At 70.7% G+C, this 22,819-nt stretch carries 14 protein-coding genes; 3 read left to right on the top strand and 11 right to left on the bottom strand.

Features of this window, described 5'->3' with window-relative positions:
• Window positions 1-208: 208 nt before the first annotated feature.
• The 11 genes from VO99_RS01495 to VO99_RS01445 form a co-directional block, all read right to left on the bottom strand.
• Entirely contained in the window at window positions 209-1,654 is a 1,446-nt protein-coding gene (locus VO99_RS01495; protein WP_046111006.1) for a TolC family protein, read from the bottom strand.
• Complete coding sequence (locus VO99_RS01490) at window positions 1,654-2,967, bottom strand: HlyD family type I secretion periplasmic adaptor subunit (protein WP_046111005.1); 1,314 nt, start codon at window positions 2,965-2,967, stop codon at window positions 1,654-1,656. The genes VO99_RS01495 and VO99_RS01490 overlap by 1 nt, the downstream gene beginning before the upstream one ends.
• The gene (locus tag VO99_RS01485) at window positions 2,964-5,141 is read right to left on the bottom strand and encodes a type I secretion system permease/ATPase (RefSeq protein ID WP_083440275.1); all 2,178 of its coding nucleotides are present in this window, start codon (window positions 5,139-5,141) and stop codon (window positions 2,964-2,966) included. The genes VO99_RS01490 and VO99_RS01485 overlap by 4 nt, the downstream gene beginning before the upstream one ends.
• A gap of 98 nt (window positions 5,142-5,239) precedes the next feature.
• Complete coding sequence (locus VO99_RS01480) at window positions 5,240-10,942, bottom strand: SdrD B-like domain-containing protein (RefSeq protein ID WP_046111004.1); 5,703 nt, start codon at window positions 10,940-10,942, stop codon at window positions 5,240-5,242.
• A 251-nt stretch (window positions 10,943-11,193) separates the two neighbouring features.
• Window positions 11,194-12,033, bottom strand: coding sequence for a M48 family metallopeptidase (locus VO99_RS01475; protein ID WP_046111003.1), 840 nt, complete (start codon window positions 12,031-12,033; stop codon window positions 11,194-11,196).
• The gene (locus VO99_RS01470; RefSeq protein WP_157039403.1) at window positions 12,030-12,782 is read right to left on the bottom strand and encodes a lysophospholipid acyltransferase family protein; all 753 of its coding nucleotides are present in this window, start codon (window positions 12,780-12,782) and stop codon (window positions 12,030-12,032) included. The genes VO99_RS01475 and VO99_RS01470 overlap by 4 nt, the downstream gene beginning before the upstream one ends.
• 2 nt (window positions 12,783-12,784) lie before the next feature.
• Entirely contained in the window at window positions 12,785-13,390 is a 606-nt protein-coding gene (gene gmhB / locus VO99_RS01465) for a D-glycero-beta-D-manno-heptose 1,7-bisphosphate 7-phosphatase (RefSeq protein ID WP_046111001.1), read from the bottom strand.
• Window positions 13,391-13,436: 46 nt separating this feature from the next.
• Complete coding sequence (glyS, locus tag VO99_RS01460; protein WP_046111000.1) at window positions 13,437-15,581, bottom strand: glycine--tRNA ligase subunit beta; 2,145 nt, start codon at window positions 15,579-15,581, stop codon at window positions 13,437-13,439.
• Entirely contained in the window at window positions 15,581-16,516 is a 936-nt protein-coding gene (gene glyQ, locus VO99_RS01455; RefSeq protein ID WP_046110999.1) for a glycine--tRNA ligase subunit alpha, read from the bottom strand. The genes glyS and glyQ overlap by 1 nt, the downstream gene beginning before the upstream one ends.
• A 32-nt stretch (window positions 16,517-16,548) precedes the next feature.
• Window positions 16,549-18,111, bottom strand: coding sequence for an apolipoprotein N-acyltransferase (lnt, locus tag VO99_RS01450; RefSeq protein WP_232315230.1), 1,563 nt, complete (start codon window positions 18,109-18,111; stop codon window positions 16,549-16,551).
• The gene (locus VO99_RS01445) at window positions 18,108-18,959 is read right to left on the bottom strand and encodes a CorC family transporter (protein ID WP_046110998.1); all 852 of its coding nucleotides are present in this window, start codon (window positions 18,957-18,959) and stop codon (window positions 18,108-18,110) included. The genes lnt and VO99_RS01445 overlap by 4 nt, the downstream gene beginning before the upstream one ends.
• Before the next feature lie 151 nt (window positions 18,960-19,110).
• Between VO99_RS01445 and VO99_RS01440 the strand changes: the two genes are divergently transcribed.
• From VO99_RS01440 to VO99_RS01430, 3 genes are all read left to right on the top strand, one after another.
• Window positions 19,111-20,154 carry a CobW family GTP-binding protein gene (locus tag VO99_RS01440; RefSeq protein WP_046110997.1) on the top strand — a complete coding sequence of 348 codons (1,044 nt, stop codon included), beginning with the start codon at window positions 19,111-19,113 and terminating at the stop codon, window positions 20,152-20,154.
• 110 nt (window positions 20,155-20,264) lie between these two features.
• A complete protein-coding gene (gene dksA, locus VO99_RS01435; protein ID WP_232315229.1) occupies window positions 20,265-20,924 on the top strand; it encodes an RNA polymerase-binding protein DksA in 660 nt (219 codons plus the stop codon).
• A 23-nt stretch (window positions 20,925-20,947) separates the two neighbouring features.
• Window positions 20,948-22,750 carry an STAS domain-containing protein gene (locus VO99_RS01430; RefSeq protein WP_046110995.1) on the top strand — a complete coding sequence of 601 codons (1,803 nt, stop codon included), beginning with the start codon at window positions 20,948-20,950 and terminating at the stop codon, window positions 22,748-22,750.
• The last annotated feature ends 69 nt before the right edge of the window (window positions 22,751-22,819 follow it).

The raw sequence follows: 22,819 nt of genomic DNA, 5'->3' as shown, positions 1-22,819 counted from the left end.
CTAACAGCCCGTCAAACCCATAACGACCCGACTTGAGGGTTGGAATCGTACGTTTTTGCCGTTTATGCCGTGCCGCCCAGCACATAGGAACGCTGTTTCGTTGGTGCACCGCAACAAAACAAGCTGAAGATGTCACTTCGGTCAAAGTCGCAACTGTTGGAAACAGGCCAGCAAACCCCTAACCCTGGGGGCTGCCGGGCGGTGGTTTTCAACGCGGCAACAACCATTCGGGGGTCGGCTCAGTGCTTCGCTCGGGTATTGCCGAGCCTTCGGCGGTGGCCAGCCCCCACTGCGCGGCCAGGCTGCCGGTGAGCACGCCCAGCCGCAGCTGAGCCTGGGTCAGGCGCAGCCGGGTGTCGGCCGCCCGCTGCTCGGCGTTGAAGCGGCGGTCGCGCTGGTCGATGAGTTGCAGCAGGCTGCGCCGGCCGGCCTGGTACTGCAGCTCGCTGGCCTGCACCACCGCCTCCAGGTGGCCGCGCTGGCGCTCCAGCGCCGGCAGTGCATCGGCCGCCTGCAGCGCCTGCTGGCGCACCACGGCCAGCTCGCCGCGCAGCGCCTGCAGGCTGCGCCAGGCCTCGGCCTCGGCCGCTTCGGCACGCGCCACGTTGTCGTCGCGCCGCGCCGTGGCGGCACCGCCCAGCGGTACCTCATAGGTCAGCGACAGCGTCCAGCTCCGGCGGTGGCGGCTCGACTCGGTCGGGGCCGTGCGTTCGGAGAGCGTCTTGCGCAGGTCCAGGTCGGCGCGCGGCAGGTACTCGGGCGCAATCAGCGGCACACGGGCCTGGGCCGCCGCACGCCGTGCCGCAGCCGCCTGGCTGGCCGCATGGCCTTCCACCGCCAGCGCCCACCAGTCGTCCAGCGCCGTGGCCAGCGCCAGCCCGGTGGGCGCGGCCCAGGGCAACGCCGCCGGCTCCACCGCCTGCACGCCGGGCAGGCCGGTGATGACGGAAAACTGGGCGCGGGCGGCTGCCAGGTCGGCCGCACTGCCCTGCAGCGCCAGTTCGGCGTCGATCAGCGCCGACTGCGCCAGTTGCCCATCGGCATCGGCCGACTTGCCGGCCGCCACCTGCCGCGCCACACGCTTGGCCAGGCCCCGCACTTCGGCATGGCGCTGCAGGGCGTGCTGGTGCAGCGCCTGCTGCTTCTGCAGCTCCGCCCACGCTTTGCCCACCCGCTCGCAGGCTTCTTCCAATTCGTGCCGGGCGTCGGCCTCGGCAGCGGCCAGATCGAACTCGGCTGCCGCCAGCGCACTGCGGTCAGCGCCGCCGTTGTAGAGGTTCCAGCGCACAAAACCCTCACTGCGGCGCACATGGCGTTCGACCGGGCTCTGCAGCTCGTCCACCACCTGCCGGCCCTGCCGCGCTTCCACACCCGCTGTGGGGAAAAAGCGCGAGCGCAGCTGGGCCTGCTGGGCACGGGCCGCCACCACGTTGGCGCGGGCTGCACGCAGCGCGCCATCCTGCAGCAGCGCCTGCTGCAGCGCCACGGAGAACGTGAGCGGGCTGGCCGGCGCCGCTTCGACAGGCACCGCCACGGCGGGCGTCGGCTGGGCGGGCGTGTGGTCGGCGGTATCGGCAGCCGACGCCGGCCCCACCGCCGGCAGCGCCAGGCCGGCGGCCAGCAGCGTAGAAGACATCCAGGCATGCCAGCCCATCACCGCTCCTGCATCGCTGAATCCAGCGTCTTCAGCACCGGCTTCAGCAGGTACTGCATCACCGTGCGGCGGCCGGTGAGGATGCTGGCTTCCACCGGCATGCCGGGGCCAATGGCCAGCTGCCGGCCGTGGTGCGTGAGGTGGTCGCGCGCGGTCTGCAGCTGCACCTCGAAGTAGGGTTGCTTGTCCTGCTCGTCCAGCAGCGCGTCGGCACCCACCCGCTGCACGGTGGCGTCCAGCGTGCCGTAGATGGAGCTGTCGAACGAGGTGACCCGCAGCGTGGCCTGCTGGCCCGCATGCAGGAAGCCGATGTCGGCCGGCTTGACGCGCACCGTGACGGTGAGCGTCTTGTCGCGCGGCACGATTTCCAGGATGGCCGCGCCCGGCGCCGCCACGCCGCCCACGGTGTTGACCAGCACCCGGTTGACCACGCCGTCCATCGGCGAGCTGAGCACCCGACGGGCGAGCTTGTCCTCCCGCCCGCGCACGGTGGCCACCATCGCCTGCAGCTTGCCTTCGATCTCGGTGCGCTGGGCGCCCCACTGCGCACGCAGCCTGGCCGACTGCTCGGCCGCCTGCGCACGTGCCTCGGCCAGGCCGGCGGCCAGCCGCGGCAGCGACTGGCGCAGCGCGGTCAGCTCGGCCTGCTGCTGCAGGAAGCGCTGCTGCGCCACCAGCAGGTCGGCCCGGGCGCCGGCGCCCTCGCGGCCCAGCCGCTCCTCGATCTGCAAGGCTTCGCGGGCCGAGGCGACCAGCGGCTCCAGCACCGGGATGCGGCCTTCGGCCTCGGCCAGTTCGGCGGCGCGGCGGCGCACCGCCTCGGCCGCGGCACTGGCATTGGCGTCGAATTCGTGCCGCGCCGATTCCCACAGCCGGCGCTCCTCGCGCACCAGCGCCGGGGCATCGGCTTCCAGCGTGCCGAAGCTGGGCGCGCGGCCATCCAGCAGCGCCTGCACGCGGATGCGGGCGGCCTGCAACGCCCGCAGCGATTCGCGGCTCTCGCCCACCTCCACCTCGGCCTGCACCTCGTCCAGCTCCACCAGCGGCTGGCCCTTGTGCACGCTGTCGCCGGCGCGCACGTTCAGCGCCCGCACGATGCCGCCTTCCAGGCTTTGCACCTCCTGCAGCCGGCTGGGCGCCAGCACGGTGCCGCGCGCATTCACCGCCACGTCCACCTGCGCCCAGGTGGCCCAGGCCAGCACCACCAGGCCGAACAGGGCGAGCATCGCCACCATCACCAGCACAAGCCGGCGCGGGCCGGCGTCCAGGTCGGCCGCGGCGGCGTCGGCGGCTCCGAACAGGCCGGCGCTCACGATGCGCCCCCCGTCTGGCTGGCCGGAGCCGGCGGCTGGGCCAGCGCTCGCAGCACCTCGTCGCGCGGGCCGTCGGCCACCACGCGGCCGCGGTCCAGCACCACCAGGCGGTCGACCAGCGGCAGCATCGCCATGCGGTGGGTGACCAGCAGCAGCGTGCAGCCCTGCAGCGCCCGCAGCTCGCGGATCAGGCGCTGCTCGGTGGCCGGGTCCATCATGCTGCTGGGCTCATCCAGCAGCAGCAGCCGGGGCCCGCCCAGCAACGCACGGGCGATGGCCACCGCCTGGCGCTGCCCGCCGGACAGCAGCTCGCCGCGTTCACCCACGGGCGTGGCCGGGCCCGAAGGCAGCTGCGACAGCGTCTCCTCCAGGCAGGCGCTGCGCGCCGCGGCCAGCAGCGCGGCATCGCCGCCTTCGGTGCGGCCCAGCTCGATGTTGTCGCGGATGCTGCCGTGGAACAGCGTCACGTCCTGCGGCACGTAGCCCACCTGCCTGCGCAGGCTTTGCGCATCCAGCTGGGTGGTGGCCAGGTCGTCCAGCAGCACGGTGCCGCTGGCCGGTGCGTAAAGGTTCACCAGCAGCCGCAGCAGCGTGCTCTTGCCCGAGCCCAGCTTGCCGATGAAGCCGACCCGCTCGCCCGGGCGGATGCGCAGGTTCAAGCCATCCAGCAGCGGTGGCCGGTTGGGATAGGCGAAGGACACGTCGCGGAACTCGATGCGGCCCGACAGCGGCGGCGCCTGCAGCGTGGCCTGCTCGTCGTCGGTGGGCGCGTTCATCACCTGCTCCAGCGCCGTCATCGACAGCCGGGTCTGCTGCCAGCGCAGCACCAGCGAGGCGATCTGCGAAGCCGGCGCCATCGCACGGCCGGCCAGCAGCGTGACGCCGATCAGCTGCCCGGTGGTCAGCGCCTGCTCGCCGATGAGCACGGCGCCGATGGCCACCAGCAGCACGTTGCTCAGCGTGAGCATCGACGCCGCGGCATAACCGCCGAAGGCCACCAGCTCACGCGTCTGCAGCCCGTGCTGGGCGATGGCCACGGTGAGCTGCTCCCAGCGGCGGCGGCTCCAGGCGGAGGCGCCCAGAGCCTTGAGGGTGTCGAGTGCATTCATGCTCTCGAACAGGTGCGCCGTGCGCTGCGCGCTCTGCTGCGACGAGGCCGACACGCTGCGCATCAGCGGCCGCTGCAGCGCCCAGGCCACCAGCAGCATCAGCGGAATGACCAGCAGCGGCACCGCCACCAGCCAGCCACCGATGAGCGCGATCATGCCCAGGAACAGCAGCATGAACGGCAGGTCGCCGAGCACGGTGAGCGTGCCGGAGGCGAAGAACTCGCGCACCGACTCGAAGTCGCGCACCACGTTGGCCAGCACGCCGCCCGAGGCCGGCCGCCGCGCCGCCCGCAGCTGCAGGCAGCGCGCGAAGATGGCCGAGGACAGCGCGACGTCGATGCGGCGGGCGGCGCTTTCCAGCAGCGCACCGCGCAGCACCTTCATCGCCAGCTCGAAGCCCACCAGCAGCACCGCCGCCACGGTGAGCACCCACAGACTGCCCAGCGCATTGTTGGGTACCACGCGGTCGTACACCGCCATGGTGTAGAACGGGATCAGCGCCCCAATGAGGTTGAGGCCGAGCGTGCCCACCAGCGCCCAACCGAAGATCCAGCGGTTGCGGCCGAACACATCCCAGAACCAGCGCCGGGCCTGCGGCAGCGTGTACAGCAGGCTGCGCTGGTCGAAGAACAGCGCGGCACGCACCGCCTGCCAGCGTGCGCCGGGGCATGCGGCCTCGATCTCGGCCAGTGACATCCAGCGGGTGCCGGCGACGCCGGGCGCATGCACCTCGAAGCGCGCGGCCTCGCCCTGCCCGGTTCCTTGCGCATGCAGCACCACCAGTGCGGCACCGCCCTCGCCGCACAGCAGTGCCGGCAGCATGGTGGCGCGCACATCGGCGCCTGCCGGCAAGGGCGACAGCACCAGCCCGGCGCGTGCGCACCAGCCGGCCAGTGCCTCGGTGGCATCGGCCTGCAGGTGGCCATCGGCCAGCAGCGCTTCACGCTGCACCGGGGCGCCGAAGAAGCGCGCCAGAAACAGCACGGCGTCCAGCAGCCGGTGGTCTGCCGGCGGCGTGCCGGTGGCCGCCGCATCGGGCACGGCGAGGGAAATGTCACTGCTCATGGTCCACGCTCGGTGGTGAGGGGGCAGCGCGGCGCGCTGCCACCCGGGGGCCCGGCCCGGCAACCCGGGCCGGCGGTACGTCGACAACAGCCGGCCGGTCAGCCCACGCTGGCCAGCAAGCCGCTCTCGGCCAGGCGCATCGAGGCGATGAGCTGGCGCGTGGCCTCGCCGGCTTCGGCCCAGGCCTCGCAACCCGCAGCCTCGGCGCCGGCCGCGGCGGCCGGCTCGCCGATGCCGCACAGGGCCGCGTCCAGCAGGGTGTCGTCCGCCGACAGCAGCGTGTCCAGCGCAGGTGCGCCGGCCGCGATGGCCAGGCCTTCGGCCGTGTCCGGTGCCACGTTGAAGTACACGTCCACCATCTCGATGGAAGAGCCATCGGTGCGGGTGGCGGTGCTGGCCTCGCCCAGCAGGTTGCCCCACTGCTCGACGGCCTGGTCCACGTAGGCGGTGTTCAGGCTGGCGATGCCGGCCTCGGCCAGCGTGCGCAGCTCGCCGGCGTCGGTGGCATGGTTGCCGTCCGCGTCCTGCCACAGCAGCAGCTGCGAGAAGGCCGTGTCCTGCGCATCCACCAGGCCGTCGGCATTGCTGTCGAAGCTGGCCAGCTTGGCGAAACCCTGCCCCTTGGTGCCGCCGAACAACTCGCTGATGTCGTCGATGCGGCCGTTGCCGTTGATGTCTACCGCCAGGAAGGCGTCACCCGACGAGATCCAGCCGGAATGCAGCGCACGGCCGGTGCCCAGCAGGTCGAAGGTGCCGGTGGACTCGGCCAGCAGCGTGGTCTGGATGCCGTTGCCGTCCATGTCCAAGACGATGGGGCTGTAGCGGTAATAGCTCGACGTGTCGGTGATGCACACCGACAGCGCCGGCTCGCAGACTTCCACCGCGCCGGTGTTCACGCCGGTCAGGTTGAGCTGGAACCACTCGACGGCGGCCTCCTGGTAGTCGGTGCGGCCGACGTTGCACCAGTCGTCGAAGCCGTAGCCGCCGTAGAGGAAGTCGCCATCGACGTACACCTTCTCGCGCCAGGCTTCGACGCTGAAGGCGGCCGACATGGTCTGGCCCGCCTTGACCGTGACGTAGAAGCCGCCCGCAACACCGGCGATGGCACCTGCCGGGTTGTACAGGGCGTAGTCCCAGCTCATGTCGGCCGGCCCGGTGGCGGTGCACAGGTTGCCGTATTCGTCGAAATACTGGTTGTGGTAGTACTGCTTGTAGTGGTGGTAGCCGCCCGCGTCGGTGCCACCGCCGGCGGCGATGCGCTGGTCGCCGGCCCAGCCCAGCGTGCGGCCGGCGGTGCCGCCTGCGGCGCTGACGTAGTACACCGTGTCGTAGGCCATCGCGGTGTTCAGCTGCACGCGGTAGCTGCCGACCGAGCCTTCGTGGAGCTGGCTGTCGCCCACCAGGCTGGCGCACGGCGGGGGGATCAAGCCGGCGTCGATGTCGGTGCGGACCTGGCCGAGGCCCAGGGTGAACACGGCGGTGTTGCCTTGGGCGTCGATGTCGGAATCGAGCGTGTCGCTGGTGTTGCCGTTGGCATTGGCGACGGTCACCTCGTAGCCCGGGCGGCTGAAGTTCAGCGTGTACTGGCCTGCGGCCAGCTCGGTGAAGGCATAGCTGCCGTCCGCGCCGCTGACGGTCGTCGCGGAAACGTCGTCGGCGGTGCCGAAGACGTTGTCGAAGCCCGCGCCACGCAGCACCACGGTCACGCCTTCCTGGCCCGCCTCGTCGACATCCTGCAGGCCGTTGCGGTTGCTGTCCGCCCACACGCGGTCGCCGACCGAGGCGGTCTTGATCTGCTGCAGGCCGATGTCCACGCTGTGGTCGGCCACGCCGGGGCGCAGGGTGAAGGTGGCCACACCGGCGCTGTTGGCGTCGGAGTCGAGGAGGTCGTCGCCCGCATTGGCCAGCGTCGCCTTGAAGCCGGCGGCCTGCACCTGCACCCGGTAGCTGCCGGATTCCAGCGTGTCGAAGCGGTAGGCGCCGCTGGCGTCGGTGGCGGTGGTGCGGATCACGTCATCGGCCGTGCCCAGCACGCCGTCGGCGCCGCGGGCGGTCAGCCTGACCTGCAGGCCGGCCAGCCCGACCTCGCCGGCGTCCTGCAGGCCGTTGCCATTGGCATCCAGCCACACCCGGTCGCCGACGCTGCTGCCCGGCACCTCATTGAAGCCGGCGGACACATTGGCCGCCGTGGCCCCGGTGCCCACGGTGAACACGCCGGTGGTGCCGGTGGTGGTGTCCACGTCGGAGTCGCGGTCGTCCTGCGTGTTGCCCAGCGCGTCGCGCTGGGTGTAGACGAAGCTGTTGGGCGCCGCCACGGTGACGGTATGGGCGCCAGCGGCCAGGCCGGTGAAGCTGTAGCTGCCGTCGGCCCGGGTGGTGGTGCTGCGCAGCACGTCGTCGGCGGTGCCGAACACACCATCCCAGCCGGCGCCCTTCAGCGTGACCTGCACGCCGGCCAGGCCCACTTCGCCGGCATCGCTCAGGCCGTTGCCGTTGCGGTCGCTCCAGGCCTGGCCGGAGACGACCGAGGTCTTGACCTGCTGCAGGCCTGCATCCACGCCGCCCGCCTGGCCCGGCGCCAGGGTGACCGTGGCCGCGCCGGTGGCATCCACGTCCGAGTCGATGGCGTCGTTGCCGGCATTGGCCGTCGTGAACTGCAGCCCGGTGGGCGCGGTGAAGGTGGTGGTGTAGGTGCCGCTCTTGAGCCCGCTGATCAGGTAGGCGCCGTCGGCATTGGTGGTGGTGGTGCGCACCACGTCGTCGGCCGTGCCGAGCATGCCATCGGCACCGGCGCCGGTCAGGCGCACCTGCACGCCGGCCACGCCCACCTCACCCGCGTCCTGCAGGCCGTTGCCGTTGGCATCGAGCCAGACACGGTCGCCGACGCTGGCGGCGGCGCGCTCGCTCAGGCCTGCCGCGATGTCGGTGCGGGTGGTGGAGCTGCCCAGGGTGAACACATCGGTGCGGCCGGTCGCGGCATTGACATCGCTGTCGTCGGTGTCGCGGGTGTTGGACAAGGCATCCTTGACCGTGAACTCGTAGGCCGCAGGCGCTTCCACACCCAACACGTAGTTGCCGCCCGCCAGGTTTTCGAAGCTGTAGTTGCCGTAACTGTTCGTGGTGGTGACCTGGCTCACGTCGTCGGCCGTGCCGAAGACGCCATCGAAGCCGGCGCCGTTCAGGCGCACCTGCACACCGGGCATGGAGGCTTCGCTGACTTCATACAGGCCGTCGCTGTTGAGGTCGTTCCAGACCCTGCCGAACAGCACCGAATCCTTCACCTGCTGGTAGCCCGCATCCACATCGGCGGCCTGGCCGGTGGCCAGGGTGACGTTGGCCAGGCCGTAGCCGCTGATGTCGGAGTCGACGTTGTCCGGGGCGGCGTCGGCGCCGGTGATGCGCAGGCCGGCCGGTGTATCGAAGCGCAGCGTGTAGCTGCCGGCGGCCAGTTGGTTGAAGCGGTAGGCGCCGTTCGCATCGCTGACGGTGGTGACGGCCACGTCGTCGGCGGTGCCGCTCATGCCGTCCGCGCCGGCGCCGCTCAGCTGGATGCGCACACCGGCCACGCCGGCTTCACCCGCGTCCTGACGGCCATTGCCATTGGCGTCCAGCCACACGCGGTCGCCGATGGAGGCGGTGCGGATGGCGGCCAGGCCCGCGTCAATGCTGGTGAGCTTCTGGCCGGCATTCAGCGAAAAGACGTCGGTCTGGCCGGTGACCGCGTCGGCGTCGGAGTCCAGCGCGGCATTGGTGCCTGCACGCTGCGTGGTGTAGGTGAAACCGGCGGTGGTGCCGAAGCTCAGCGTGTAACGACCGGCGGCCAGCGCCGAGAAGCTGTAGTTGCCGTAGACGTCGGTGGTGGTGCTGGCGGCCACGTCGTCGGCGGTGCCGAAGACGTTGTCCAGGCCGGCGCCGCGCAATTGCACCGACACGCCGGCCATGCCGGCCTCGGTGCTCTGCTGCACGCCGTCGTAGTTGCCGTCGCGCCAGACCTTGTCGCCGATGGAGGCGGTCATCACCTGCTTGTAGCCTGCATCGACCGACACGTTCGTCTGGTTCGCGGCCAGCGTGACGACCTGCGAGATGCCGGTGGTGACGTTGGCGTCGGAGTCGATGCTGTCGTTGGTGCCCACGTCACGCGTGGTGAACACCAGTCCGGCCTGCTTGCCGAACACCACCTGGTAACGGCCCGCCGCCAGCCCGTTGAAGCCATAGGCCCCGCTGGCGCCGCTGGTGGTGGTGGCGGTGGTGTCGTCGGCGGTGCCGAACAGGTTGTCCTGGCCCGCGCCCTGCAGCGTGATGGCGATGCCGCCGATGCCGGCTTCGCCGGCGTCCTGCACGCCGTTGCCATTGGCGTCGTGCCACACGCGGTCGCCGATGTGGCCGGTGTTCAGCGGGCGCAGCCCGGCGTCCACCACGGCGCCCTGGCCGATGCCCAGCGTCACCACGGCGGACTGGCCGCTCGCGTTCACGTCGGAATCCACCGCGTCGTTGCCGCCCACGTCCTGCCCGGTGAAGCCGTAGCCGGCCGGGGCACCGAAGCCCACCTGGTACTGGCCATTGGCCAGGTTGCCCAGGCTGTAGCCGCCGCCCGGCCCGGTGACGGTGGTGGCCACGGTGTCGTCGGCGGTGTTGAACTGGCCGTCCAGGCCGGCGCCGCGCACCGTCACCGTCACGCCGGCCTGCCCGGTCTCGCCGGCGTCGCGCACGCCGTTGCCGTTGGCATCCACCCAGCTGCTGCCGCTGAGGGTGGAGGCCTTGACCGCGCGCACGCCGGCGTCCAGCGTCAGGTTGGTCTGGCCGGCGGTGAGGGTGAACACCTGCGTGCTGCCGTTGCCGTCCACATCGGAATCCAGCGCGTCGTTGCCGCCCAGGTCGCGCCCGGTGAAGACGTATGCGGCGGCCGAACCCACGCTCAGCTGGTAGCGCCCGGCCTGCAGGCCGGTGAACTGGTAGTTGCCGTTGGCATTGGTGACGGTGCTGGCGCTGGTGTCGTCCGCAGTGCCGAAGGTGCCGTCGGCGCCCGCGCCGCGCACGGTCACGGCCACACCGGCCAGGCCCGCCTCGCCCAAGTCCTGCACGCCGTTGCCGTTGGCGTCCAGCCAGACACGGTCACCCAGCACCGCGTTCGGGATGCAGAAGCTGATGTAGTTGGGCGTCGGGTCCAGGTCCACCGAACCATTGCCGGCGGTGCCGCCGTCATCACGCACCTGGAAGCCGAACACCGCGGTGCCCGAGACATTGGCCGACGGCACATAGGTCAGCAGGCCGGCGCGCACGTCCTCGATGCGCACTTCGGTGCCGGCGACCACGCGCACGCCGTTCAGGCGCAGCTCACCCACCGCGGGCGGGTCGCTGATCAGCACACTCTTGAAGGCGTGGCCGTCGGCGGCGTCGCTGAAGCCGAAGTCGGCTTCCTTCAGCACATAGGGACTGCCGTCGGGCAGGTTGATGCCGCGGTCGGTGCCGGATGGGGCGTCGTTCACCGGGTCGATCACCACCTGCAACTGCATCAGCACGACGGTGGTGCCGTTGTCCACGGCCAGGGTAAACGAGTTGACGCTGCCGAACCAGTCCGCCCAGCCGGTGGCGGAGATGCGCAGCGTGTCGCCGTCCACCATCTGCATCAGCTCGGTGGGCACGGTGACCAGCTGGCCGCTGCGGTCCAGGTAGCTGACGCTGCTGACCACCACCGTGCCGGTCGGCGTGTAGCCGGCCTGCTGCAGCAACGCGGGGATCTCGAACTGCCGGACGGTGTCCTCGTCCAGGTGAACGGCGGTGGCGTACGTGGGGGTGGTCATGCGGGGCTCCTGAAGTTCTTCTGGGCGCCGCATCGGGGTGCGCGCCTCAGGCCGTGGTCTGCGGGCGCGGATTCTCAGTGATCAAAACGATTGTTTTGATATATCCAGACAGATTGCTTGGGCGCAGCTGTCACAGCGTGAACATATAAACGTCACTTTTCACGGCCGTTCGTGAAAATTTGCACCGGAGGAGGCTTGCCAAGGCGGCAGAACGCCACGCAGACACCCCCGAACGGGGGTGGCGCCACCCGTCAATCCCAGGCGGGCAGCACGGCCTGGCGCAGCGGTGCGCGGGCCTGCTCGAAACCGGGCAGCGTGTTGCGCACCACCTGCCAGAAGGCCGGCGAGTGGTTCATCTCGATGAGGTGCGCCAGCTCATGCACCACCACGTAGTCGATGGTGGCTTCGGAAAAGTGGATCAGCCGCCAGTTCAGGCGGATGGCGCCGCTGGCGCTGGCGCTGCCCCAGCGGGTGGCGGCGCTGCTGAGCGACAGCCGCTTGACGGCCACGCCCATGGCCGGCGCGAAGTGCTGGCAGCGCGCCTCGAACACCCGGCGCGCCTGGCGTTGCAGCCAGGACTGCACCGCATCACGCACCTGCGCCGCGCCGGCGGCCGGCGGCAGTCCCAGGCGCAGCTGCATCGGCTGGCCGGCCGCCGCGTCGGCCGCCACCAGCTGGGCGCCGGTGGTGGTCGCGTCCAGCCGCACCTGCACCGGTGCGCCCAGGAAGGGGAACTCGGCCCCGTCGCCCCATTCCACGCGGGCGGCCAGCTGGCGGTGCTGCCGCTCCCGCTGCTCCTGCAGCTTGCGCAGCACCCAGGCCCCCTTGCTGCGCAGCGCGTCCTCGATGTCGCCCATGCGCACCCAGCGCGGCGCGCTGACGGCCAGGCCATCGGTACCCACCACGAAGCCGATGCTGCGCCGGCGCGCGCGCCGCAAGGCATAGGCCACGCGGTGGCCGTCCAGCAGCAGTTCGTGCGTGGCTTGCGGGTGGCGGAACTCGGGCGGCTGGGGCGTGGCCGGCGCCGCGCTGGCAGCGGCGCGGTCGAACAGCGCCAACTGCTGCGCCGCTGCCGTGCCGCCGTCGTTCATCGGCCGGCGCTCCGGTAGGCCTCGGGGTCCAGGCGCTGCATCTCGGACTCGATCCAGGCTTCCACCTGGCGCATCAGCTCTTCCGGCTTGCGGCCCTCGGAAGGGATCGGCGTGCCGATGGACACGTCGATCACGCCCGGCCGCAGCACGAAGCTCTTGCGCGGCCAGCAGCGCGCCGAGGTGACGGCGATGGGCACCACCGGCGCGCCGGTGGTCACGGCCAGCCGGGCGGCGCCGCTCTTGTATTCGCCGCGCTGGCCGCGCGGTATGCGCGTGCCCTCCGGAAACATGATGACCCACACCCCGCGCGACAGCAGCTCGCGGCCCTGCGAAGCCACCTTGGCCCAGGCCTGGGTGCGGCGGCCGCGGTCGATGTGGATCATGTCCAGCCGAGCCATCGACCAGCCGAAGAACGGGATGTAGAGCAGCTCCCGCTTGAACACATAGGCCAGCGGATGCGACATCAGCGTCGGGAACGCAAACGTCTCCCAGGTGGACTGGTGCTTGGGGCAGAGGATCAGCGGGGCCAGCTTGTCCTCGCCGCTGGGCAGCCGTTCCATGCCCTGCACCCGGTAGTGCACGCCGCAGATGTGCTTGGCGCCCAGGATGCACAGCCGCAGGAAGAACATGCACACGCGGTACACCGGCTCGCCGCGCACGAAGATCGACAGGGTCATCGCGACGATGGCGATGGGGATGACGGTGACCACCATCCACAGGAAGAACAGCGCGGAACGCAGTACAGGCAGCATCAGGCAAGGCCCATCGGGCCGGAGTCGAGGTCGGCAGCGTCGGCGGTGCCGCGCAGCATGTGGTCCGCGAAGGCCGCCAGGTCGGCATGCACGCGGGTTTCGGGGGCCACCGCCAGCCACTCGGCCAGCGAGGCGTCGTCCAGCGCCGCCGCCCGGCCGGAGCGCACCAGGTGCGGCTGGCAGCCGGCGGCATGGGCGGCTTCCAGGTCGCGCGGGTTGTCGCACACCATCGGCACCTCGGCCAGCGGGGCGCCGTAGCGCTGGCCGATCTGCTTCATCAGCCCGGGCAGCGGTTTGCGGCAGTCACAGTGGTCCTCGGGCACGTGCGGGCAGAAGAACACCGCGTCGATGCGGCCGCCATGCGCGCCCAGCAGCTTCATCATGTGGGCATGCACCGCGTTCAGCGAGGCCATGTCGATCATGCCGCGGCCGATGCCCGACTGGTTGGTGGCCACCACCGCATGCCAGCCGGCATGGTTGAGGCGGGCCACCGCGTCCAGCGCACCGGGAATGGGCGACCACTCCTCGGGCGCCTTCACATGGTCGTCGCGGAAGTGGTTGAGGATGCCGTCGCGGCCGAGGATGATGAGCTTGGGCGGTGTCATGGCCCGCAGTATCGGGACAGCCGCCCGCGCTTGCCAGCCGCCGGCGTCATTGCGCCAGCTTCGACAGGTCGGCCACGCGGTTCATCGCGGCATGCAGCGCCGCCAGCAGCGCCAGCCGGTTGGCGCGCAGCGCGGCATCGTCGGCATTGACCATCACGCCGTCGAAGAAGGCGTCGACCGGGGCCTTCAGCGCCGCCAGCGCCTGCAGCGAGCCGGTGTAGTCCTGCTGCTCGAACAGGCGGTCGGACTGCGGCTGCACCGCCGCCAGCGCCGCCGCCAGCTGCTGCTCGGCCGGCTCCTTCAGCAGCTCGGCCCGGGTTTCCGTGGGCAGCGCGCCCTCCACCTTCTTGAGGATGTTGCCCACGCGCTTGTTGGCCGCGGCCAGCGAAGCGGCCTCGGGCAGCGCGGCGAAGGCGCGCACCGCTTCCAGGCGGCGCGGCACGTCGCCCAGGCGGGCGGGGGCCAGGGCCAGCACCGCGTCCACCTCCTGGGCGCTGTAGCCCTGGTCGCGCAGGTTCACGGCCAGGCGGTCGGCGAAGAAGCCCAGCAGCGCGGCGCTGGGATCGGTGATCAGCGCGCCGAAGGCCGGCACCGCCGCCTTCAGCAGCTCGGGCAGGTCCAGCGGCAGGTTCTTCTCGACCAGGATGCGGATCACGCCCAGCGCATGGCGGCGCAGGGCGAACGGGTCCTTGTCGCCGGTGGGCAGCTGGCCGATGCCGAACAGGCCCACCAGCGTCTCGAGCTTGTCGGCCAGCGCGACCACGGTGCCGGTGTGGTTGCGCGGCAGCGCGTCGCCGGCAAAGCGCGGCTTGTAGTGGTCTTCGATGGCGATGGCCACACCGTCGCGCAGGCCCTCGTGGCGGGCGTAGTAGCCGCCCATGATGCCCTGCAGTTCGGGGAACTCGCCCACCATGTCGGTCAGCAGGTCGGTCTTGGCCAGCAGCGCGGCCTGGTCGGCCTTGTGGCCCAGCATCTGCAGCTCGTCGTGCGACTGCACCGAAGCCGGCTGGTGATCGCCCAGCTGGTGGACGATGGCGCGGGCGATGAAGCGCACGCGCTCGGTCCGATCACCCTGGCTGCCCAGCTTGCCGTGGTACACCACCTTGCCCAGGCCTTCGACCCGGCTGGCCAGCGTCTTCTTGCGGTCCTGGTCGAAGAAGAACTTGGCGTCGGCCAGCCGCGGGCGCACCACGCGCTCGTTGCCCTGGATCACCGCGCTGGCGTCGTCGGGGCGGATGTTGCTCACCACCAGGAAGCGGTCGGTCAGCTTGCCCTGCGCGTCCAGCAGCGGGAAGTACTTCTGGTTGGCCTTCATCGTGAGGATGAGGCACTCCTGCGGCACGTCGAGGAACTCGGGCTCGAAGCGGCATACCAGCACGTTGGGCCGCTCCACCAGCGCGGTCACCTCGTCCAGCAGCGCCTCGTCGTCGATGGGCGTCAGGCCCTCGCGGCCGGCGGCGGCCTGCAGCTGGCGCAGCAGCTCGGCGCGGCGGGCGTCGAAGCTGGCGATGACCGCGCCGTCGCGCAGCAGCGCGTCGGCATAGGCATCGGCATCCGGCAGCTCGATGACCGGCAGCGCCGCCTCGAAACGGTGACCCTGCGTGCTGCGGCCGGCCTGCAGGCCCAGCGTGGCGATCGGCACCACCTGGCTGCCGTGCAGCGCCACCAGGCCGTGCGCCGGGCGCACGAACTTCACGTTCTGCCAGCCGTCGGCCAGCTGGTAGGTCATCACCTTGGGGATGGGCAGGCGGGCCAGCGCCTCGTCGAAGGCCTTTTGCAGGCCTTCCGCCAGCGCGACGCCGGGCACCACGGTGTCCAGGAACAAGGCCTCGGCCTTGCCGTCGACCCGCCGCTGCAGCGAAGGCACGGCCGACGCATCGGCGCCCACCGCGGCCAGCTTCTTCAGCAGCGCCGGCGTGGGCTGGCCATCGGCCGTCAGCGCCACGGCCACCGGCATCAGCTTCTGCTGCACCGGCTTGTCGGCCGCTTGCGCGGCCACGCCGGTGACGTGCACCGCCAGCCGGCGCGGCGAGGCATAGGGCGTCACCACCGCATCGGCGCCGGCCAGGCCCTGCACGCGCAGCGAATCGGCCAGCGTGCCGGCAAAGCTCTCGCCCAGCTTCTTCAGCGCCTTGGGCGGCAGTTCCTCGACGAACAGCTCCACCAGCAGGTTCTTCACGTCGGCGCCCATCACGCGGCCTTCTTCTGTGCTTGTTGTTCGATCTGCGCGATGACCTCGTCGGCCCACTCGCGCGGCGCCATCGGAAAGCCCATGCGCGCCCGGCTGGCCAGGTAGCTGGCCGCCACCGCCCGCGCCAGGTTGCGGATGCGGCCGATGTAGGCGGCGCGCTCGGTCACGCTGATGGCGCCGCGGGCGTCCAGCAAATTGAAGGTGTGCGCGGCCTTGAGCACCTGTTCATAAGCCGGCAGCGCCAGCTGCTGCGTCATCAGGTGCTGGGCATTGCCCTCGTGCGCGCCGAAGGCCTGCAGCAGGAACTCGACATTGCTGTGCTCGAAGTTGTAGGTGCTCTGCTCCACCTCGTTCTGGTGGAACACGTCGCCGTAGCTGATGCCGGGCGCGTACACCAGGTCGTACACGTTCTCCACGCCCTGCAGGTACATCGCCAGCCGTTCCAGGCCGTAGGTGATCTCGCCGGTGATGGGCCGGCAGTCGATGCCGCCCACCTGCTGGAAGTAGGTGAACTGCGTCACCTCCATGCCGTTGAGCCACACCTCCCAGCCCAGGCCCCAGGCGCCCAGCGTGGGGTTCTCCCAGTCGTCCTCGACGAAGCGCACGTCGTTCTTCTTCAGGTCGAAGCCCAGCGCTTCCAGCGAGCCCAGGTACAGCTCCAGGATGTTGGCCGGCGCCGGCTTGAGCACCACCTGGTACTGGTAGTAGTGCTGCAGGCGGTTGGGGTTCTGGCCGTAGCGGCCGTCCTTGGGGCGGCGGCTGGGCTGCACGTAGGCGGCCTTCCAGGGCTCCGGGCCCAGTGCGCGCAGGAAGGTGGCGGTGTGGCTGGTGCCGGCACCCACCTCCATGTCATACGGTTGCAGCAGCGCGCAGCCCTGGGCGTCCCAGTAGCTTTGCAGGCGAAGGATGATCTGCTGGAACGTCAGCGTCGTCATGAGGGTGCTCGGTGCGCGGAAAGGCCGCGAGTTTACGGGGCGGTGGCGCGGCGCCGGCCCAGCGCCGCGGCGGCCAGCACGGCCAGCGCCAGCACCAGCGGCGGCCACAGGCCGAAGCGCGAGGCCCAGCGCACGAAGGGCGTCAGGCCTTCGCGGCCCTCCACCTCCGCCGCCAGCGTGCCGCGGGTGAAGGGCGCCATCTGCGCCAGCACCTGGCCGCGGTGGTCGATCACGGCGGTGGCGCCGGTGTTGGTGGCGCGCAGCATCGGCCGCTGCAGCTCCAGCGTGCGCATGCGCGAGATGTGCAGGTGCTGCTCGATGGCGATGGTGTTGCCGAACCAGCCGATGTTGCTGACGTTGGCGAAGATCGTCGGCGCCTCGGCTGCGCGGCCGAAGCGCTGCGCCAGCTCTTCGCCGAACAGGTCTTCGTAGCAGATGTTGGGCGCCACCCGCTCGCCGCGCACGCTGAACGACGGCGCGGCCAGCGGCCCGCGATTGAAATCGCCCAGCGGGATGTTCATCAGCTCGGTGAACCAGCGGAAGCCGGTGGGGATGAACTCGCCGAAGGGCACCAGGTGGTGCTTGTCGTAGCGGTAGAAGCCGTCCGTGCTGCCCACCGTCGCGGCCGACACGCCGGCTACCGAATTGGTGTAGCCGGCCTCGTAGCTGCCCAGCGGCAGGCCGATGAGGCCCGCCCGCTGGCCACCGGCAAAGGGCGCGGCGAAGGCCTGCCAGTTCTCCGGCCCGAGCTGCGCCGGCAGCAGCGGAATGGCGGTCTCCGGCGCGATCACCAGATCGCCGCTCGCACCGCGCAGCGAGGCCAGCAGCCAGTCCAGCGCCTCGGGCATGCGGTCGGCGGCGAACTTCTCGTCCTGTGCCACGTTGGTCTGTATCAGCGTGACGGCCAGCCGCTGGGTGGGCCGGCTCCAGTCGCGCGCGGCCAGCGGCGCCAGGGCCAGCGCGGCGGCCAGTGCCACCAGGCCGCCCAGCCGGCGCGGCGCCGGTCCGCTGCCTGCGGCCAGGCTGGCCAGCAGCGAGGCCGCCAGCGCCGCCGCTGCGCCGATGCCATACACCCCCACCCACGGCGCCAGCCCGGCCAGCGGCCCGTCCACCTGCGCATAGCCGGTGGCGATCCAGGGGAAACCGGTGAACAGCACGCCGCGCGCCAGTTCCGCCAGCAGCCAGCAGGCGGCGAACAGCGCCGCATCGGGCAGCACCCGGCCGCGGCGCAGTCGGGCGAACACCGCCAGCGCCAGGCCCAGGTACAGCGACAGGCCGGCCGACAGCGCCAGCACCGCGGCCACCGCCAGCGCCGCCGGCAGCCCGCCGTAGACATGCAGGCTGATGAACAACCACCAGGTACCGGCCGCCAGCCAGCCGGTGCCGAAGGCCCAGCCCGCCAGCGCCGCGGCGCCCGGCCTCAGCCGCTGTGCGGCGCCGGCCAGCAGCGCCAGCAGCAGCAGCGACGCCCACCAGGCCCCGGTATGCACGAACGGCAGGCTGAACAGCGCCCCGCCGGTGGCCGCCAGCAGCACCGCCGCCGCGCCGCGCAGCGCGGGCGACCGGGAGGCCGCGCCAGTCACCGCGGCCGTCACCGCGGGGCGGCGTCCGGCGCGCGGGTGACCTTGAACCAGCGCACCGCACCGCCGCGCGTCAGCATCACCTCGAAGCGCAGGCCGCCCACCTCCACCGCCTCGCCGCGGCGCGGCACCCGGCCCAGTTCATGGGCCACCAGGCCGCCGATGGTGTCGAACTCGTCGTCGGGCAGCATCACCGCGAAGGCTTCGTTGACCTGCTCGATCTCGACGTCGCCCGCCACCCGCTGGGCGCCGTCGGCCAGGGTGTAGATGCCGGATTCGGCGTCTTCCTCGTCGAATTCGTCCTCGATCTCGCCGACGATCTCCTCCAGCACGTCCTCGATCGTCAGCAGGCCGGCCACGTTGCCGAACTCGTCGATGACGATGGCCAGGTGGTTGCGGTTGCTGCGGAAGTCGCGCAGCAGCTCGTTCAGGCCCTTGCTCTCGGGCACGAACACCGGCGGCCGCAGCAGGGTGCGCAGGTTCAGCTCGGGCGCGCGCTGCAGCTTGAGCAGGTCCTTGGCCAGCAGGATGCCGATGATGTTGTCCCGCTCGCCCTCGTACACCGGGAAACGCGAATGGCCGGTGTCGATCACCTGGGCCAGCAGCTCGTCGTAGTCGGCGTCGATGTCCAGGCGGTCGATGTGGAAGGCGGCCACCATCACGTCGCCCGCGCTCATGTCGGCCATGCGGATCACGCCCTCGAGCATGCCGCGGCTCTGCGGGTCGATGAGTTCACGCTCTTCGGCGTCCGCCAGCGATTCGATCAGTTCGGCCTTGGAGTCGGGGCCGGGCGAAATGAACTCGACGAGGCGATCGAACAGGCTGCGTCGCTCCTGGGCGTCGCGGTCTACCGGTTTGTGCACTGGATGGACATGCGGATCGGAAGCCACAGGATACCGCAAGGCAGAAACTCACACCGGCCCGACTCGTGCTTGACACACCCGCCCACTTGCAGGACAGTCGCCCGCCCCCATTTGAGGCGGTTGTCGTACATCCAGCCACCGAGCGCCTGCCATGTCCAAAGGTCTGATCCCCGCCACCATCCTCACCGGCTTCCTCGGCAGCGGGAAGACCACGCTGCTCAAGCGTGTGCTCACCGAAGCCCACGGCCAGAAGATCGCCGTGATCGAGAACGAGTTCGGTGAAGAGAACATCGACAACGACATCCTCGTGTCCAACGAGGGCGAGCAGATCATCCAGATGAACAACGGCTGCGTCTGCTGCACGATCCGCGAGGACCTGCGCTCCACGCTCGCCGACCTGGCCGAGAAGCGCCGCAAGGGCGAGCTGCAGTTCGACCGCGTGGTGATCGAGACCACCGGCCTGGCCGACCCCGGCCCGGTGGCGCAGACCTTCTTCATGGACGACGAGGTGGCCGAGAGCTACCTGCTCGACTCCGTGCTGACGCTGGTGGATGCCAAGCATGCCGACCAGCAGCTGAACGACCGCCAGGAGGCGCGTCGCCAGATCGGCTTCGCCGACCAGATCTTCATCAGCAAGACCGACCTGGTGGACGAGGCCTCGGCCGACGCGCTGGCCCATCGCATCAAGCACATGAACCCGCGCGCGCCGCAGAGCCGGGTGCATTTCGGCGAGGTGTCGCTCGACAGGATCTTCGATCTGAAGGGCTTCAATCTGAATACGAAGCTGGAAATCGACCCTGATTTCCTGACGGCGGACGACGGCCATGCGCACCATCATCACGACCACGATCATGAGCACGGCGAGCACTGCGACCATCCGCACCACCATGCCCATGACGACGATGTGAAGTCGTTCGTGTTCCGCTCCGACCGTGCCTTCAGCCCGACCAAGCTCGAGGATTTCCTCGGCTCCATCGTGCAGGTGTACGGGCCGAAGCTGCTTCGCTACAAGGGAGTGCTGTTCATGAAGGGCAGCGACCGCAAGGTGATCTTCCAGGGCGTGCACCAGCTGATGGGCAGCGACCTGGGCCCGAAGTGGATGCCGGGCGAGAAGCGTCAGAACAAGATGGTCTTCATCGGCATCGACCTGCCGCGCGAGATCCTCGAGCAAGGGCTGTCGCAGTGCCTCGTGTGAAGGACGATTGACCCCCCAGGGGCGTGGCTACAATCCGCGCGCCCCGAGGAGGCGATCCCTCGCACCTCGGCCTGCGCAGCGGATACAAATACCGTGAAGAGGAGTGCGAAGTGAGCAAGACACCGGCCAAGAGCGAGCGCCGCGAGGCCTCCGCCAAGCCCGCGACCCGGGCCAGCAAGGCAGCTGCTGCTGCCCCCGTGGCCGCCCCGCTGCCCAATGACAGCGCCAGCCGCTTCGCAGACCGCTTCGCGCCAGCGAAGCCGCCCGCCCGAACGTATTCAGATCAGGACATGGACACCGTCAAAGCCCCCGTCAAGCACGACCCCAAACTGGCCAATGCCTGGAAGACCAAGAGCGGGCGTGAACTCACCGAGCCGGAGCTGCTGGCGATGCCGGACGATGAGTACATGAACGACAAGCAGCTGGAGTTCTTCCGCGCCCGCCTGGTGGGCCTGAAGGACGACCTGCTGAGCAATGCCGGTGAAACCACCGAGCACCTGCGCGAAGACACCTCCATCGTCCCCGACCCGGCCGACCGCGCCACCATCGAGGAAGAACATGCGCTGGAGCTGCGCACCCGCGACCGCGAGCGCAAGCTGCTGAAGAAGATCTCGCAGTCGCTCGCCCGCATCGATTCCGGCGAATACGGCTTCTGCGACGAGACGGGCGAGCCCATCGGCCTGGGCCGGCTGCTGGCGCGGCCCACCGCCACGCTGTCTCTCGAGGCGCAGCAGCGCCGAGAGATGAAGCAGAAGATGTTCGGCGACTGACCGACCGACCCGAAGGCAGGTTCATGGCGGACCCCAAGGACGAAAGCTTCTTCCGCAAGGTGGTTCGCTTCGTGGCCAATCCGGCCACCGACTGGTCCGACCTCAATTCACGCCAGCCCGAGGACGGCGCGCTCGAGATCGAGCGCTCCGAGCTGAAGGCGATGGTGGAGCGCAAGCGCCGCAACGACTTCGTGCGCAAGCGCGAGTTCGACATGCTGCGCAAGCTGCGCCGCGAGGGCCTGTCGCCCGAGCAGCTGGCCGCCCTGGGCGGCTCGTCGCGGCTCGACGATTCCGACGCGCGGGTGTCCGAGCACCATGCCTCGGCACGGCCGGAAGGCGGCGTCAAGGCGAAGATCGACGAGATCGAGCAGCAGATGGTGGGCAGCGGCCGCATGGGCGCCAGCACCCGCCCCGGCACCGTGGGCGACACCCGTGCCGGACCGCTGTCCGCCCGCACCACGATGCCAGCGGTGATGGACAACCTGCCGCACCCCGGCCGCACCCGACCCGGCGCGCTGCCGCCGGCCGAGCCGCCGCTGCCCCGCCTGGAACCCGAGCGCCCGGCGGGCGTGCCCAGCCATGCGGTGATGGCCCCGGGCCTGCCGCCGCTGTCCGGCTCACAGCCGGTGCCTGCCGAGTGGCCGCCGCGCACGCCGGTGCCGGCCAGCCCGCCGGCGGCCCACGCTCCCGGCGGCCCGCAGACCGACTTCGGCGGCGCCTTTGCCGTGGAAGTGAGCGAGGCGGTGCACGACCCCGAACTGGACGAGGCCGTCATCGCCTTCGCCAATGCCGACTTCGCGCAGTGCGAGGACTCGCTCGCCCAGCTCACCGGCAGCCAGGGCAGCCGGCTGGAGCATGGCGAGACCTGGCTGGTGCTGTTCGACCTCTACCGCGCCACTGGCCAGCAGAACAAGTTCGAGCAGCTGGCGGTGGAATATGCCCAGCGCTTCGGCTGGTCGGCGCCGCAGTGGTTCTCGATGCCGCGCCTGGTGGCCGAGGCCGCCGCCGCCAACGACCGCCCGGCCACGCTGCGCAGCGCCACGCCCGCCGTCGGCTGGACTGCCCCGGCGCTACTGGATGCCGAGGCCGTGGTGCGCCTGCGCGCGCAGACGCTGCAGATGCCGCTGCCCTGGGTGTTCGACTGGGCACCGCTGCAGCAGGTGGATGCCGAGGCCGCGGTGCTGCTGTCGGGCATGTTTCGCCAGTGGGCCGAGGAGCCGCTGGACATGCGCTGGATGGGTGGCGACCGCCTGCTGCAGGTGCTGGCCGAAGCCGCACCCACCGGCGTGCGCGATGCCGACCCGGCCTACTGGGTGGCCCGGCTGGACGCGCTGCGCCTGGCCAACCGCGCCGACCAGTTCGACGAGGTCGCCATCGACTACTGCGTGACCTACGAGGTGTCCCCGCCGTCGTGGGAGCGCGTGCGCTGCAAGCTGCGGCTGCGCAGCAGCGGCCACAGCACCCAGGCGCCGTCGATGTCGCAGGTCAGCGAGGTGTCCACCAGCTTCCTCGAATCGGGCCTGCTGGACGATGCACATGGCGTGCAGATGGCCACGGTGGAGCTGTCGGGCCAGCTGGTGAGCGACATCGGCCCCACGCTGCGGGTGCTGGACCAGCAGCTGGGCAGCGCCGCGGTGGTGACGGTGAACTGCAACCGCCTGATCCGGGTCGACTTCATCGCGGCCGGCGACCTGCTGAACTGGGTGCTCGCCAAGCGCAGCGAGAACCGCGAAGTGGTGTTCGCCGATGCGCACCGCCTGGTGGCGCTGTTCTTCGGTGCCATGGGCATCAACGAGCACGCCCGGGTCAAGGTCCGCAACAACTAGACAGGCGCGTCCCCCCGGCGCGCTTTACCCGGCCGGCGCTTGAATGCCGGCCCCGCAACGCCAGATGCA

It is taken from the genome of Aquincola tertiaricarbonis (genome assembly GCF_000969605.1).
Classification (GTDB): domain Bacteria; phylum Pseudomonadota; class Gammaproteobacteria; order Burkholderiales; family Burkholderiaceae_C; genus Aquincola; species Aquincola tertiaricarbonis.
The sequence above is the reverse complement of the archived record's forward strand: the minus strand, read 5'-3'. Positions and strand labels throughout refer to the sequence as shown.

Bases quoted from the DNA above. Each gene is read 5' to 3' on its own strand.
- VO99_RS01480 (WP_046111004.1), bottom strand. From the start codon at position 10,942: ATGACCACCCCCACGTACGCCACCGCCGTTCACCTGGACGAGGACACC.
- VO99_RS01495 (WP_046111006.1), bottom strand. From the start codon at position 1,654: ATGGGCTGGCATGCCTGGATGTCTTCTACGCTGCTGGCCGCCGGCCTG.
- glyS (WP_046111000.1), bottom strand. From the start codon at position 15,581: ATGGGCGCCGACGTGAAGAACCTGCTGGTGGAGCTGTTCGTCGAGGAA.
- VO99_RS01475 (WP_046111003.1), bottom strand. From the start codon at position 12,033: ATGAACGACGGCGGCACGGCAGCGGCGCAGCAGTTGGCGCTGTTCGAC.
- gmhB (WP_046111001.1), bottom strand. From the start codon at position 13,390: ATGACACCGCCCAAGCTCATCATCCTCGGCCGCGACGGCATCCTCAAC.
- VO99_RS01485 (WP_083440275.1), bottom strand. From the start codon at position 5,141: ATGAGCAGTGACATTTCCCTCGCCGTGCCCGATGCGGCGGCCACCGGC.
- VO99_RS01430 (WP_046110995.1), top strand. From the start codon at position 20,948: ATGGCGGACCCCAAGGACGAAAGCTTCTTCCGCAAGGTGGTTCGCTTC.
- VO99_RS01440 (WP_046110997.1), top strand. From the start codon at position 19,111: ATGTCCAAAGGTCTGATCCCCGCCACCATCCTCACCGGCTTCCTCGGC.
- glyQ (WP_046110999.1), bottom strand. From the start codon at position 16,516: ATGACGACGCTGACGTTCCAGCAGATCATCCTTCGCCTGCAAAGCTAC.